This window comes from Paenibacillus sp. CFBP 13594 (genome assembly GCF_014842675.1).
Lineage (GTDB): Bacteria > Bacillota > Bacilli > Paenibacillales > Paenibacillaceae > Paenibacillus > Paenibacillus amylolyticus_B.
Genome location: NZ_JACYVQ010000009.1, coordinates 112,255 through 126,970, shown reverse-complemented (window position 1 = coordinate 126,970; position 14,716 = coordinate 112,255). Strand labels below are relative to the sequence as shown.

Genomic DNA, 14,716 nt, shown 5'->3' with positions numbered 1-14,716 from the left:
AACCGTCATACAGGAAGTCATCAAAACAGTAGAGATTAATTTTAAGACCCATGATATAATATTTACAAACTTTGGGTATATACAAGTGAACATTAATGGACATGGAATCTAAATTGGCAAGGGGGGTCCTACATGAATTGCAGTGGCTGCAGTCCAATCTATGCTATAGAGGGCCAAGGTACCTTGTACTTGCGTCCCATTTCCCCCGCTTTGCTGGAAGCGCTACAAACGCCGGGAAGACTTATTGAGACGTCGGATGACATGATGTGGATGGATTTTTCGAATCTGGAGACGGTTCAGAGCTTAATAGAAGAGATCGGCGAAATTGATCCGACATTACGTGATTCCCTAACCGTTCAGATTCTGCCTATTTACGAACAGGCTAATGAAGAAAGCTGGATTAGTCTAACCATGCAGGAGTCCCGTTTCAAACATGCGGAGCTTGTTTCCATTATTCTGGAGCATCAATTCAGCAGTCATATGCAACCCATCGTTGATGCATCGGAGCAGATTATCGGATATGAGTTTTTGCTTCGTCCTGCTGAGAATGGAAAATCCTTCAGTTCCTATGAATTATTTGAAGTTGCGCGTGAGACCGGACTACATTCTTTTCTGGATCGATTGGCGCGTATTACTGCTATTGAGACCAGTGCCCTTTTTCTGCCGCATGGTGTCAAACGCTTCGTAAATTTCCTGCCTTCCTCCATATACAATCCTGAATATTGTCTGACACATACGTTTGAAGCGATTGAACGCCTTTCGCTGGACCCTAAAGATTTTGTGTTTGAAGTCGTGGAAACAGAGCAGATTCAGCATATGCCCATCTTGCAGCAAATATTTGAGGTATATCGTTCCCGTGGAATGTCGGTTGCACTGGATGATGTGGGTGCCGGATATTCGACAATAGAGTTGATGAATCGGTTAGAACCGGATTTTGTCAAAATAGATCGAAGTCTTATTGACCGTTGTGATCAGGATTCGACCAAACAACAGCAAATTCTTCACATTGTTGAGATGTCGAGTCGATTTGGAGGGCAAGTCCTTGCCGAGGGGATCGAACGGATGGAAGAGTTTGAATTCTGTCGTTCCATAGGTATTGAGCTTGCACAGGGCTACTATTTTGGTAAACCCTCGGCACAACCCCCAGGCGGTCCGTACTCTAATACTTCATCTAATTCATGGAATAATTAGTAACCTGTACCTTGTACAAGTCGCTTCTGATCAGAGGTGGCTTGTTTGGCGTGCCTGCACATTTTTCACTCAAATAAAAACCCTCATTTAGCCGATATATAAGATAAGCCTTTTAGATTGATCCATACATACAAAGAAAGAGGGCATTTTTACATTTTGAGGGGGAGAAAGACATGAGTGAAACTCAGGATAATAAACCAATGAAAGCAGCGAAACCTGCCAAACCAAAACATAATCAAAATAAAAAGAAGAAAAAGAAAGGTTTCGTCTGGAATATAAGGAACAAACTATTGGTCTCCTTCCTGGCCGTTCTGCTCCTGCCAAGCTTGGCGATCGGCTTGATTACACTAACGATGGCTGAAGATGGCGTACAAGGACAATTAGTGGATAGTGCCAAGCAAAGTGTGAGCACTGCCAATACCATTGTAGAAAGCCAAGTGAATTATAAGATCCATGATATTAACTATTTCGGGGATGCCCTTGATCCGGGCTTGGTCAAAGGGGAGAACGATAGTCCAGAGCTTCAGTTGAAGCTGGAGCAATATCTGGGCTTGCATCCCGATGCCATGAACATTTTTGTAGGAACAACGGAAGGAGTCATGGTTCGGGGTAAAGCAACAGCAAGCAGTACGCGGGGAGATGCATATGATCCTAGGGAGCGGGAGTGGTACAAACTAGCGATGGAAAAGCCGGGTACAGCCGTTGTATCCGCTGTGTCTGTTAATACCGATGGCGTTGCCGTTGTATTTATCTCCAAAACATTAAAGGACCAATCCGGTGTTGTCGGTTTGTCTCTGGATCTAACAGACCTGCAAGAGCAAGCATCCATTAAGGTGGGTAAAGAAGGCTACGTCATTATTTTGGATGCAAACAAAAATTATGTCGTATCGCCTGAAGCAGATGCAGGTACACAGGAAGCTAGTGGTTTGCTGGATGAAATGTATGAGGGTAAAGAAGGTCAATTCGATTATGTATTCAATGAGCAACCGAAAACGATGATCTTTGCTACCAATGAAGCAACGGGCTGGAAAATTGCCGGAACGATGTCTAAAAGTGAAATAACCAATGCGAGCAAGGACATTCGCATGATTACATTTGTAGTGATCCTGGCGGCTACGTTCCTTACGCTCATCTTCATAATCTGGTTTACACGCTCCATGCTGCGTCCAATCAAACGACTTCAGGAATCGGCCAGAGCGGTAAGTAAAGGCGACTTGACCGTGAAAATGGAAACTGGGCGTAAAGATGAAGTCGGGGAACTGGCAAAATATTTTGAACGTATGGTCGATAACCTGCGAATGATGATTCTTGGTGTACAAGAAACGACAGAGCAGGTATCTGCTTCTTCTCAAGAGTTGTCTGCCAGTGCAGAACAAACCACCAAAGCGATTGAACATTCAACACAGGCCATTCAGGAACTGGCTGAAGGTGCAGAGCAGCAGGTAAACAGCGTGAAAGATGGATCGGGACAGATGAGCCGAATGGCAGAAGATGTTCGCATGATGTCCGAGCGTGTGCAATCGATTACGGCGAATATGCGGAATACGTCCGGAGCGGCTTCTTCTGGGAATGAGGCAGCAGGACAGGCTGTGGAGCAGATGAACAGTATCCAGGAAACGGTGGAGCAGCTGGGAACGGTGGTTCAATCTCTGAATGCCCGTTCCGTTGAAATTGGTAGTATGGTTGATGTCATTGCATCCATCTCGAAACAAACGAACTTGCTCGCATTAAATGCTTCTATTGAAGCGGCAAGAGCGGGGGATGCGGGTCGTGGGTTTGCAGTTGTAGCCGGTGAGGTACGCAAACTGGCAGAAGAATCCGGAAGTTCGGCAGCGCAGATTGGTGAGGTGGTTCATAATATCCGTCAGGACATGGATGCCGCTCTAATCGCCATGAATGCGGCTCAGACTCGGGTAGGAGAAGGAATTCAGGCTGTGAATACGTCAGGACAATCCTTTGCTCAGATTCGGGAGGCGGTGGAAGATGCTGTTCATACATTGGATGACTTGTCCGCAACAACGAAACAACTGGAGAGTGGTGCATCCCACGTTGCCAAGGCGATGAGTGATATTTCGAATGTGACCCAGGAATCGGCTGCGAATACAGAATCCGTGTCTGCATCTTCGCAAGAACAACTGGCATCGGTAGAAGAGATCGCATCATCCTCGGCACATTTGAACAGTATGGCGGAACAATTGCAGGGATTGCTTGGCATGTTCAAGATGGTGGAGGATACGCCGAAGGATAAGGGCAAAGAATAAATTCCAGCATTTTAGCAACATAATTTACCACAACTTTTATATATAGAAGAAAATAAAGATAGACAATGTTCCTGTAGCCCTGTATAAATATATCGTCTGGTTATTCTGCGCGTATAGCGGTGTAATCTTACAAAACAAGATCGAATTAACGAAATAATATATGGATACAGGGTACAGCAGGAGGCTCTATGGTATACGTAGCAATACTGATTTTTGTAGTAACAATCACCTTGGTAATCTGGCAACCTCGTGGATTGGGGATCGGTTGGACTGCATCGGGTGGGGCATTGGTTGCCTTGCTATGCGGGGTCGTCAGCTTGAACGATGCCTCGGATGTAGCATCCATTGTATGGAATGCAACGCTGGCCTTTGTTGGCATTATTATGATTTCTCTCATTCTCGACGAGACGGGTTTCTTTGAATGGGCTGCCCTTCATATGGCAAGGCTGGCTGGAGGAGACGGTCGCAGACTGTTCTTCTACTCCATTCTGCTGGGAGCCGCAGTATCTGCCCTGTTCGCCAATGATGGTGCCGCGCTCATCCTGACGCCAATTGTACTGGCGATGGTGCGGGCATTAAAGTTTGATGAGCGTATGGTACTGGCTTTTGTAATGGCGAGTGGATTTATCGCGGATACTACATCGTTGCCGCTGGTCGTCAGCAATTTAGTTAACATTGTGTCTGCCGATTTCTTTGGCATTACATTTGTAGAGTATGCGGTACGCATGGCCGTGCCGAATCTGATCTCGATTGTAGCGAGTACGGGGATGTTATTCTTGTTTTATCGCAAAAGCATACCCCAGCGCTACGACATCTCTCTAGCACGCGATCCGAAGGAAGCAATACGTGATCCACGGATGTTCCGAATTGCCTGGTTAATGCTTGGGCTGTTATTGGTGGCTTACGCATCCAGTGAGTTTCTGCCGATTCCCGTGTCGGTGATCGTGGGCTCCGTTGCGCTGCTGTTCGCTTTACTGGCACGCAAGAGCGAGGCTGTTGATCTGAAACGGGTCATTAAGGAAGCGCCATGGTCAATTGTGGTGTTCTCCGTGGGCATGTATATCGTCGTATATGGACTGCGGAATGCAGGGTTAACGGATCATCTGAGTCGCTGGCTGGATGCCATAGCAGAGCATGGTCTGCTGGCTGCTTCGCTCGGAATGGGCATCATAGCGGCCGTATTGTCATCGGTCATGAACAATCTGCCGACCGTATTGATTAACCTGCTAGCCATCCAGGGCGCGCATACCGAAGGTATCATTCAGGAAGCATTGATCTATGCCAATGTCATTGGTTCCGACCTGGGTCCCAAAATGACCCCAATTGGATCACTTGCCACATTGCTGTGGCTGCACGTGTTATCCCGCAAAGGTGTGAAGATTACATGGGGGTATTATTTCAAAGCAGGCATTATCCTGACCATTCCAACCTTGTTAATTACGCTAGCCGGGTTGGCGTTGTGGTTATGGATTCTAGGTTAGTTTAATTAGATTTTACATTAAGTATCAATAAGATAATTCTATTGTAATGTAAAAGGCTGCTCTCACAGCCGGTGCTACGCACTGGCAGCGAGGCAGTTTTTTTCTGCTTTTGTACCTTCTATAGAAGAAACAGATTTTCTTTCTCTATTAAAGAATCAACAAAGTATTTACACAAGGCCAGCCTTTTATAGGGCTGACCTTCTTTGCCTACTTCCCAGGCAGGAGATTGAAATGCCTGAGATCCAACGAGCGCTGACACAGCGAAGGGAACGGAACGATTGTGGAAAAGCGAAGCGTTCGCCTTTATCCCCGGATGTATTCCTTGGAAAAAGTAAATCATATAAATCCGGGGATAACAGCGATTGAAACAACGTCCGTTCCCGAAGCGGCCACTTCAGCGCAATTTGTCTCAAATGATTTTCAATATGCTGCCGATATTTTTAACATTGCGTTTACAAAACACTGATTTTAAGATGACATACCGAAACTACAATGAGTAAAGAGTTGATGGTGAACAAACAAATTCACAAAACGCCATCACTACATTGGGGGAGGAAAACAAAACATGTTTAAAAAGTTGCCGTTTATTTTGATGACCTTAACGTTCGTACTGGTGCTCGCTGCATGCGGATCGAAAAATGACGCGGGTACAGAGGGTGCTGCAAGCAATGGATCAGGGGAAGCTGCTGCTGAGCTTAGCGGTAACATTCTGGCAGTCGGATCGACAGCATTGTTACCTCTGGTAGAACAAGCTGGACAGAAATTTATGGCAGTTGATGAATATAAGAACGTAACGGTTCAAGTTCAAGGTGGCGGTAGTGGTACTGGTTTGACACAAGTATCTGACGGACAAGCTACAATCGGTAACTCTGATGTATTCGCAGAAGAGAAACTGGAGGACGAAGCCAAAGTAAAAGAACTGGTTGACCATCAAGTAGCCGTAGTAGCTATGGCTCCAGTTAGCAACAAAGATGCAGGTGTAGCAGATTTGACGAAACAACAACTAGTCGACATTTTCTCCGGTAAAGTAACGAACTGGAAAGACGTTGGTGGCGCGGATAAAGCAATCGTTATTGTAAACCGTCCAAGTAGTTCCGGTACTCGTGCAACGTTCGAGAAGTATGCATTGGGTGCAAAAATGGGTGATATCCAAGGTTCGATTCAAGAAGATTCTTCTGGTAACGTAAAAAAATTGGTAGCTGAAACGCCAGGTGCTATTGGTTACCTTGCCCTGTCTTACTTGGATGACAGCTTGCAAGTGTTGAAATACGAAGGTGTAGAAGCAACAGTTGAGAACGTAGAAGCAGGAACTTATCCGGTGTGGGCTTACGAGCACATGTACACCAAAGGTGAGCCGGATGCAGCAACAAAAGCGTTCCTGGACTACATCCTGAGTGACGAAATTCAACAAAACGACGTGACAGAACTTGGATACATTCCAATGTCAGGCATGAAAGTAAAACGCGATGCAGCAGGTAATGTGGTTCAATAATCTTTGAACTTGCGCATACAGCGAAAGAGGCGGACTCAGGTCCCGCCTCTTTACGCGGTTTGCTCTGAAATAATCCCATATTTTGCATTAATTCTACTATAGAGGATGGTTGTTATGGAACAGACCGAAGGGGGAACGGTAATGAATAACAAGTTGAAACCGCGCCGGCCCTTAAAAGAAAAACATTATTGGGAAGAGTGGACGGGACGGATCTATACGTCGATTTGTGTCGTTTTCCTGATCGTTGTCATGTTTTCCATTGTTTATTTTGTAGCGTCCAAGGGACTGTCCACATTTTTCCAAAATGGAATAAGCATAAGTGAATTCCTTGGTGGAAAGACGTGGAATCCAACTGGAGAACCTGCGTTCTACGGGGCATTGCCGTTCATTACAGGTTCTTTCATTACAACCTTGCTTGCAGCATTGATCGCTAGTCCACTGGGCCTGTGTGCAGCACTCTTCATGACAGAGATTGTACCGGGTAAAGGGAAAAAGATATTGCAACCGGCGATTGAGCTTTTGTCTGGAATTCCGTCTGTTGTGTACGGATTTATCGGTCTGAGTGTCATCGTACCTTTGCTGCGCAGTATCTTTGGTGGAACAGGCGTCGGGATTGCAGCCGGATGTCTTGTTCTCGCGGTAATGATTCTTCCTACGGTAACAAGTATTATGGCAGATGCGTTGTCCGCGTTGCCAAAAGGATTGCGTGAATCCTCTTACGCACTGGGTGCCACTCGCTGGCAAACCATCTACCGTGTCATCATTCCAACGACTTTGCCAGCTTTGTTGACAGGTGTCGTTTTGGGTATGGCCCGTGCTTTTGGTGAGGCCCTTGCTGTGCAGATGGTTATCGGTAATGCACCGCATGTTCCAACATCCTTGCTCGAATCGGCTTCAACATTAACAAGTGTAATTACACTCAGCATGGGTAACACCACGATGGGTTCTGTTCATAACAATGCACTGTGGAGTATGGCGCTTGTCCTGCTGGTGATGACATTTGTCTTCGTCATTCTGGTTCGCCTGCTTGAAAGGAGGAACCGGGTATGAAAATGAAGGCAAAGACGGTAGATAAAATTGCAACATCCGTTATCGTTGTATTGGCCCTGTTCATTGTTATTATATTGCTCGGTCTGCTTGGCTTCATCATGTATAGAGGCATTGGACATATTAGCTGGAACTTCCTGACGAGCGCACCCCAGTTGCTTAAAGGTGGCGGCGGGATTGGTCCACAGCTCTTTAACTCCATATTCTTGCTTCTCCTGACATTGATTGTGACCATCCCACTCGGATGGGGCGGCGGAATTTACATGGCGGAATACGCCAAACCAGGCAAGATTACCAGCTTCATTCGTCTGGTCGTTGAAGTGTTGTCCTCATTCCCATCCATCGTTATCGGTTTGTTTGGTCTCTTGTTGCTAGTCAATCAATTTGGTCTTGGTTTCTCCCTGATCTCAGGTGCCTTGGCTCTGGCGATCTTTAACTTGCCACTGATGGTGCGGACAACGGAGCAGGCCTTCCGGGCCGTTCCGAAGGAACAGAAGGAAGCAGGTCTGGCGCTTGGGCTGTCCAAGTGGAAAATCATTACTTCCATTCTGTTGCCTGTAGCATTACCGAGCTTGATTACGGGTACGATCCTGGCATCGGGCCGGATCTTCGGTGAGGCAGCCGCATTGATGTTCACCGCAGGTATGAGTAGTCCACCACTGGACTTTACGGATTGGAATCCGACAAGTCCAAGATCACCACTTAATCCTTTCCGTCCGGCAGAGACACTTGCTGTCCATATCTGGAAAGTGAATAGTGAAGGTATTGGGCCAGATTCCAAAGAAGTGGCAGCAGGGGCATCTGCCGTGCTTGTCATTCTCGTGCTGGCGTTCAATCTAAGTGCACGCTGGATCGGTCGGGTTGTATTCCGCCGCATGACAGCTTCGAAATAAGGAGGAACCAACATGGCCATACCTTTTGGTACGGAACAGTTAAGCATATATTATGGACATTTCCAGGCGGTCAAACAGATTAGCCTGACGTTTCCTGAAGCAAGCGTAACGGCTCTTATCGGGCCGTCTGGCTGCGGTAAATCCACGTTCCTCCGGTCGCTGAACCGGATGAACGACGAGATTGCCGGTTCCCGTACAGAGGGACATATCTGGATGGACGGTAACGATCTGAATGAGCCTGGAACCGATGTAATCAAGCTTCGCCAGAAGATTGGCATGGTGTGGCAGAAGCCGAACCCTTTTCATAAGTCCATCTACAACAATATCGCGTTTGGCCCCCGCTACCGCGGTACGAAGAGTAAGAAGGCACTGGATGAAATTGTGGAAAAAAGCTTGCGCCGTGCTGCGCTCTGGGACGAAGTGAAAGACAGACTGCATGAGTCAGCTCTGTCTCTCTCTGGCGGACAACAGCAGCGCCTATGTATCGCTCGCGCTTTGTCTGTTGAACCACAGATTCTGCTGCTCGATGAGCCGGCATCTGCACTTGACCCGGTATCTACGGGTAAAGTTGAAGAGTTGATTACCGAACTCAAGAAGGAGCTGCGGATTGTTATTGTTACCCATAACATGCAGCAGGCGGCACGCATCTCGGATTACACAGCTTATTTCTATCTGGGAAGCATGATTGAGCATGGGGATACAGAGCATATTTTCACGAACCCGGACAATCGTCTGACGCAAGAATACATTATGGGTCGTTTTGGTTAATTGGATCATGGAGTGTCACATAGAGCAATAGACAGAGAAATTGAGAAATAAATAGAGACAAAAGAAAGCACAATGCCTGGACGGTTGTTCGGGGGTTGTGCTTTTTTAATTTATAATTTTATTAGAATTTTCTGTATGTGACATAAACATTATGCTACGATATTTAGTAATAAGAGAGCGTTTACATTACTTTGAAGGAGATGTTGATAATCACTACGGATCAGATGTCTTACGACCATATGGCAGCTCAGATTATACAGAACTACACTATTGAGAAACCTGTCGTTTCCTATATTCGTCACAACGAGAATCTGACGTATCATGTCGTTGATGAAGCAAGCGGGCAGAAGTATCTGCTCCGTATCCATCAAGCCGCATATGCAAGTATGACAGGCATTCAGCATACACCTCCTGCGCTGGAGGCAGAGATGAATCTGCTTCATGAGTTAAATGCAACGACAGCATTGCGCGTGCAACATCCAGTACGCAACGCATCCGGTGAATGGGTCACGGTATGGACAAGTGAGGCAGGGAAAGAGATCTGCTGTACAGTACTGGAGTGGATTGAGGGCAGGGACATCCAGCAGGGAGAACGTCTGACAACAGAGCAGATCTATGATCTTGGGGCACAACTGCAGATGCTTCATCAATATGGGCGTGAGCAGAATCAGACAGATCGAACAAAGGTGCGGCCGGCATATGGCAACATTCATGAGAACTTGGTCATGCTAGGGCAGCTAGAGGAAGGTGTCCGACTGGGGATTTTTACAACGGAAGACTTCGATCTGCTTCGTGAGACGTTTGAGAACATTAATGAGCAGCTAGAAACATACCCGCAGCACGCGGAGACATGGGGAATCATTCATGGGGATATTACTCGCAACAATCTGCTGATCACGGATCAGGGGATGTCCATGATTGATTTTTGTCTACACGGTTATGGTTATTATCTTTTTGATGCCGGAGGGGCAGCGCTTATGTTCAATCGGGAGGAACGTGACATATTCTTATCAGGTTATACCAAACAGATCGCACCACTGACGGATCGTGATATCCGATTAATGGAAGGGTTCATGTTGATCTTTACACTTGGTTATTATGCTTTTCAGATGGGGAACGAGTCTAGGCACGAGTGGATGAAAGATCGCATGCCGAAGTTATGCAGCAAGTATTGCAGACCTTATGTACAGAACGAGAGTATCTTCTACGAACTGTGAATTAGGGTGTGCAGATCAGGATAGGCCACGAACAGTGTGGTTCAAATATTATGGTTGCCTGAATACCCGAACAGTTTCGTGGACAATATCATAAATAGTAGTAAGCGCTTTATGAATTGAAGGAAAATGAAATAAGCTGTTTAAAAGTTCTCTTTATCGAATTAATGTAATGAAAGCTGACAAAATATTCTGGTTTTCATCGGTTCAATCGAAAATGAGGGAAATACATCCAAAGAAATCGTTAAGTTTGTTGACACTGATCTTCCGGTCGATTAATCTTAATGAAGAAGAAATGAACGATTTCCATTACTGTTCTGACATACGCTCAGAATGGTTCCATACAGCGGATGATAACGAGCGGGAGAGACCTGAGTTAGCCGAGCAATGGCTAGTCTTCAGGCACCGAAGGAGCAAGCTGCTGCGCACCCGGCGCAGCGGTTAATCTCTCAGGTAAATGTACCATCGTTGGACGCAACTCTGGAGAGTGCGCGAACTGCGCCACCCAAGGGGTATATGATCAGTCAGCCTGGTGACCTTGTCTGCAATTGCAGGGCATGCACCTTGTCGTGAGACACTGCTGATCGTGAAACTCTCAGGTATCGAGGACAGAGAGAGGGCCTGTGGCCTTCTTCTGTCCTTTTTTGATGTCATCATTCAGTAATAAAGGAACATTATGGCATGGGATCTGGATGAAAATGACGAATACAATTGGAGGGTTATAAGGTGCGATTTAAAGATGTTTTCTCAATTATTGGTCCGTCGATGACGGGGCCTTCAAGTTCACATACAGCTGGAGCGGCAAGGTTAGGGAGAATTGCTCGACAGTGGCTAGGATGTACGCCAGATCGTGCCCGGTTGACACTATACGGTTCATTTGCTGACACGTATCAGGGGCACGGAACAGATCTGGCACTGATCGGCGGTTTGCTGGATTATGTCACAGACGATCCGCGTATTCCGGATGCAGAGCAATACGCAGAGGAAGCGGGCATGGAGGTTGAGTTTTATACAAGTGGCCTGCCTGCTCCTCATCCGAATACGGTCAAAATTGAGTTGTGGCATGAAGAACGTGCCTGCTCCTTGATTGGTGCATCTATTGGTGGTGGAAGCGTATCGGTGCATTCGATGAATGATTTTCGTGTTCAGATTAGTGGTGAGTTTCCGACACTCGTTCTGCGACATGCGGACAAAGCAGGAGTGCTTGCCTCGGTAACGTCCACGATCAGTTCATCCGGGGTTAACATCGGGTATATGCAGGTGGACCGCAAAGCCCGTGATGGCGAAGCGCTGACCGCGATGGAAATGGATGGTGTGCCTAATCCTGATATGCTCAAGCGCCTGAAGGAGCTGGATCATGTACTGGATATTCGTGTCATCGATTTGAAGAGAGGAGTTGATTCGGATGCGATTTAAACATTTACACGAACTGAATACGATCTGTACAGCGGAATCCAAAACGATTGCTCAGCTGATGATCGAGGAGCAAGTTCAGGAGACCAATACACCGGAAGCGGATGTTGTGAAGCAGATGTCTGAATATTATCAGGTGATGAAGGAAGCGGTACGTAAAGGGTTAACGGAAGATACAACATCACGCAGTGGATTAACGGGTGGAGACGGTAAAAGAATGGCCGAGTACATTCGCAAGGGTGAGACTTGCTCAGGAGATGCTTCCGCACTTGCCATGGCGTATGCCCTGTGTGTATCTGAAGTGAATGCCTCCATGGGGCGGATTGTGGCAACACCAACAGCCGGTTCCTGCGGCATTATCCCTGGTGTTTTTATTAGCTCACAGGAGCGATTTGGCTGGACGGACGAACATTTGGTGAACGGATTGTTCTGTGCGGGAGCGATTGGTTATGTTATTGCGAACAATTCATTTATCTCTGGTGCCGAGGGTGGCTGTCAGGCGGAAGTGGGTTCCGCGATTGGCATGGCTGCGGGTGCCATGGTTGAACTGCGTGGAGGTACACCGGAACAGGTCGTTCATGCGGTTGGCCTAGCATTAAAAAATACACTGGGCCTTATCTGCGATCCAGTTGCAGGCCTCGTTGAGATCCCGTGCATCGTCCGTAACGGACTGGGTGCAGTTACGGCGCTGGCTGCGGCTGACATGGCTCTGGCCGGAGTGCGTAGTGCTATTCCGTCAGATGAAGTCATCGACGTTATGCTGGAAGTAGGCAGTGCGATGCCGAGCCGCCACCGGGAGACGGCCCAAGGCGGGTTGGCCCAGACACCAACGGGCCGTAAAATGATGCAAAAGCTGGCTAAACCGAAGGCCAAGCGTGCAGAGCCTGAGCAGGAGTCGAAGCCAGAGGATTCTGATACAATTACAAGTGGTACGGATAATGCTCAAGTGCACACGGACCCTCAGGCTTAATCTAAACGGGGGCACCGTGGAATAACCAGGGACATTATGATATATAACGGCGAATACAAAACAAGCGTCCGCGAACCTGAATCCGGGTTCTGCAGGACGCTTGTTTATGCTGCCAGATGAAGCGAAGATAGGCTACTTAGATATGGCTCAGAAGTATGTGTATTATAACTCTAGTCCGGGCTCACAGACGTACTCAGTACGGCATATCCATACGCGGGTAGTTCAATGGCGAGTACGCCATCATCCTTGGCGGTACGATGGTTTCCACCGAATAGCTCGGTCCATTCCCCGTCACCGGCCTCCAGTTCGACAATAGCCGTCTCTTCGGATCGATTGAACAGAACCAGAATGCGTTCCTCCTCATTTTGCCGCTCAAATACCAGTTGGCTTCCATCGGGACGAGCCTGCAGGAAACGAACGGTGCCTTCTGCACGCAGGGCAGGATGAGCATGACGCAGGGAGATCAGTTTCTGATAAAAGTCGAACAGTTCTCGGTCCTGCTTCGCTTCATCCCATTCCATGCATTTACGGCAGCCCGGATCATGTTCGCCGTCCATTCCAATCTCGTCTCCGTAATAGATGCACGGCGCGCCCATGTAACTGAACTGGAATAATGCAGCCAGCTTCAACTTGCGCTGGTCGCCTTCACACAGCGTGAGCAGTCGCGGGGTATCGTGACTGTCCAGCAAGTTAAACGCCACTTCGCTGGCCTGAAGCGGATAACGGGATAATTGCCGACCGATGGAGTTCGCGAACTGTTCGGCGTGCATTGTGTTTTTCACAAAGAAAGCATTCACGGCATCAGTAAAGGGGTAGTTCATGGACGCATCGAATTGGTCGCCTTGCAGCCAAGAGGAAGACTCGTTCCATACTTCGCCCAGAATGTAGGCATCCGGATTAGCGGCTTTGACCACACGGCGGAAATCACGCCAGAAGGCATCGTCCACTTCGTCTGCAACATCTAGCCGCCATCCGTCCGCACCCACTTCCTTGATCCAGTACTCGGCAACCTCCAGCAGATATGCCTTAACCTCGGGATTCTCCGTATTCAGCTTTGGCATGTGCGCTTCGAATCCGAAGGTCTCATACGTAGGAATGCCGTCCTTCATGTCCAACGGGTATTCATGTACATGGAACCAGTCCTTGTATTTGGATTGTTCTCCGTTCTTCTGTACATCCACAAACGGCGCAAACGTCTTCCCGGAATGGTTGAACACAGCATCCAGAAGTACGCGAATTCCACGTGCATGGCACAGCTCGACCAGTCGTTTCACGGTATCTGCGTCACCAAAGTGCCGATCTACCCGCAGGTAGTCTTCAGTATCGTATTTGTGATTGGTGGTGGCTTCAAAAATGGGTGTGAAGTAGATCGCATTAATTCCAAGATCGCTGATGTAATCCAGATGGTCGATCACGCCCTGAAGGTCACCACCGAAGAAATTGAAAGGCGTCGGCTCGCCGCCCCATGGCTCCACCTTTTCCGGATTAATATCCGGGTTGCCGTTGGCGAATCGTTCAGGGAAAATCTGATAGAACACCGCATCCTTAACCCATGCAGGGGGTGTGAATACAGCTCCGGCATGAATATAAGGGAACTGGAACATGCGACCTGGATCGTCCGGTTCTTCTTCCTGGAAGTCCGTTTCGGTCATCCAGATCTGTTCGTCTCCGTTTTTGAGCAGAAAGGAGTACTTCAGTCGGTGGTAGGGAGGCTTCACCTCACCCTCGTAGTAATCGAACATGGAGTCAGAGGTGAACTTGGTTAAAGGAACCAGCGCTTTGGTTGCATCCCACGCATATTTATCCCCGGTCAGGGCATGTACCTCAGTCAGATCATTCTTTTTGGCACGCAGGCGCAGATGGATTGTATCTTGGTCATAGGCATAGGCCCAGTTTCGTTTCGGTTGATGATAGATGGCTTCCAGCAGCATAATGAATTTCCTCCCGTCAGGTGTAGGTATAATATGTACTTGGTAGATTTGATTG

Annotated in this window: 12 protein-coding genes and 2 riboswitches; of the genes, 11 read left to right on the top strand and 1 reads right to left on the bottom strand. The window is 47.6% G+C overall.

Going from position 1 to position 14,716, the window contains the following annotated elements; translation table 11 throughout:
* Positions 1-132 precede the first annotated feature (132 nt).
* From IFU39_RS25080 to sdaAA, 11 genes are all read left to right on the top strand, one after another.
* On the top strand, positions 133-1,191 hold the full coding sequence (locus IFU39_RS25080) for an EAL domain-containing protein (RefSeq protein ID WP_091018469.1): 1,059 nt from the start codon (positions 133-135) through the stop codon (positions 1,189-1,191).
* Between the two features lie 173 nt (positions 1,192-1,364).
* Positions 1,365-3,452, top strand: a complete 2,088-nt coding sequence (locus IFU39_RS25075; RefSeq protein WP_192135560.1) for a methyl-accepting chemotaxis protein — start codon at positions 1,365-1,367, stop codon at positions 3,450-3,452.
* A gap of 188 nt (positions 3,453-3,640) precedes the next feature.
* Positions 3,641-4,933: an arsenic transporter gene (locus tag IFU39_RS25070; RefSeq protein ID WP_192135558.1), complete on the top strand. Its 1,293-nt coding sequence runs from the start codon at positions 3,641-3,643 to the stop codon at positions 4,931-4,933.
* A gap of 322 nt (positions 4,934-5,255) precedes the next feature.
* Positions 5,256-5,399 (top strand): hypothetical protein, encoded by a 144-nt coding sequence (locus IFU39_RS25065; RefSeq protein WP_192135556.1) that lies wholly within the window; start codon positions 5,256-5,258, stop codon positions 5,397-5,399.
* A 99-nt stretch (positions 5,400-5,498) separates the two neighbouring features.
* Positions 5,499-6,425 carry a phosphate ABC transporter substrate-binding protein PstS family protein gene (locus IFU39_RS25060; RefSeq protein ID WP_091018473.1) on the top strand — a complete coding sequence of 309 codons (927 nt, stop codon included), beginning with the start codon at positions 5,499-5,501 and terminating at the stop codon, positions 6,423-6,425.
* 114 nt (positions 6,426-6,539) lie between these two features.
* Positions 6,540-7,475, top strand: a complete 936-nt coding sequence (pstC, locus tag IFU39_RS25055) for a phosphate ABC transporter permease subunit PstC (RefSeq protein ID WP_017690972.1) — start codon at positions 6,540-6,542, stop codon at positions 7,473-7,475.
* A 2-nt stretch (positions 7,476-7,477) separates the two neighbouring features.
* Complete coding sequence (gene pstA, locus IFU39_RS25050) at positions 7,478-8,365, top strand: phosphate ABC transporter permease PstA (protein ID WP_192135674.1); 888 nt, start codon at positions 7,478-7,480, stop codon at positions 8,363-8,365.
* A 12-nt stretch (positions 8,366-8,377) separates the two neighbouring features.
* Positions 8,378-9,133, top strand: a complete 756-nt coding sequence (gene pstB / locus IFU39_RS25045; RefSeq protein ID WP_036616781.1) for a phosphate ABC transporter ATP-binding protein PstB — start codon at positions 8,378-8,380, stop codon at positions 9,131-9,133.
* 224 nt (positions 9,134-9,357) lie between these two features.
* The gene (locus IFU39_RS25040) at positions 9,358-10,350 is read left to right on the top strand and encodes a phosphotransferase enzyme family protein (protein WP_192135554.1); all 993 of its coding nucleotides are present in this window, start codon (positions 9,358-9,360) and stop codon (positions 10,348-10,350) included.
* Between the two features lie 348 nt (positions 10,351-10,698).
* A riboswitch (glycine riboswitch) is annotated at positions 10,699-10,821 on the top strand.
* Positions 10,822-10,825: 4 nt separating this feature from the next.
* Positions 10,826-10,961: riboswitch (glycine riboswitch) on the top strand.
* A 112-nt stretch (positions 10,962-11,073) separates the two neighbouring features.
* Positions 11,074-11,763, top strand: coding sequence for an L-serine ammonia-lyase, iron-sulfur-dependent subunit beta (gene sdaAB / locus IFU39_RS25035; RefSeq protein WP_091018476.1), 690 nt, complete (start codon positions 11,074-11,076; stop codon positions 11,761-11,763).
* Positions 11,753-12,730, top strand: coding sequence for an L-serine ammonia-lyase, iron-sulfur-dependent, subunit alpha (gene sdaAA / locus IFU39_RS25030; protein WP_223199838.1), 978 nt, complete (start codon positions 11,753-11,755; stop codon positions 12,728-12,730). Before sdaAB ends, sdaAA begins: the two co-directional genes overlap by 11 nt.
* Positions 12,731-12,900: 170 nt before the next feature.
* Here the strand turns inward: sdaAA and IFU39_RS25025 are convergent, their stop codons facing one another.
* Positions 12,901-14,661 (bottom strand): alpha-glycosidase, encoded by a 1,761-nt coding sequence (locus IFU39_RS25025; RefSeq protein WP_192135552.1) that lies wholly within the window; start codon positions 14,659-14,661, stop codon positions 12,901-12,903.
* Between the last annotated feature and the right edge of the window lie 55 nt (positions 14,662-14,716).

Coding starts and splice junctions, on each gene's coding strand:
- IFU39_RS25080 (WP_091018469.1), top strand. CDS start 133: ATGAATTGCAGTGGCTGCAGTCCAATCTATGCTATAGAGGGCCAAGGT.
- IFU39_RS25075 (WP_192135560.1), top strand. CDS start 1,365: ATGAGTGAAACTCAGGATAATAAACCAATGAAAGCAGCGAAACCTGCC.
- IFU39_RS25070 (WP_192135558.1), top strand. CDS start 3,641: ATGGTATACGTAGCAATACTGATTTTTGTAGTAACAATCACCTTGGTA.
- IFU39_RS25060 (WP_091018473.1), top strand. CDS start 5,499: ATGTTTAAAAAGTTGCCGTTTATTTTGATGACCTTAACGTTCGTACTG.
- pstC (WP_017690972.1), top strand. CDS start 6,540: ATGGAACAGACCGAAGGGGGAACGGTAATGAATAACAAGTTGAAACCG.
- pstA (WP_192135674.1), top strand. CDS start 7,478: ATGAAGGCAAAGACGGTAGATAAAATTGCAACATCCGTTATCGTTGTA.
- pstB (WP_036616781.1), top strand. CDS start 8,378: ATGGCCATACCTTTTGGTACGGAACAGTTAAGCATATATTATGGACAT.
- IFU39_RS25040 (WP_192135554.1), top strand. CDS start 9,358: ATGTCTTACGACCATATGGCAGCTCAGATTATACAGAACTACACTATT.
- sdaAA (WP_223199838.1), top strand. CDS start 11,753: ATGCGATTTAAACATTTACACGAACTGAATACGATCTGTACAGCGGAA.
- IFU39_RS25025 (WP_192135552.1), bottom strand. CDS start 14,661: ATGCTGCTGGAAGCCATCTATCATCAACCGAAACGAAACTGGGCCTAT.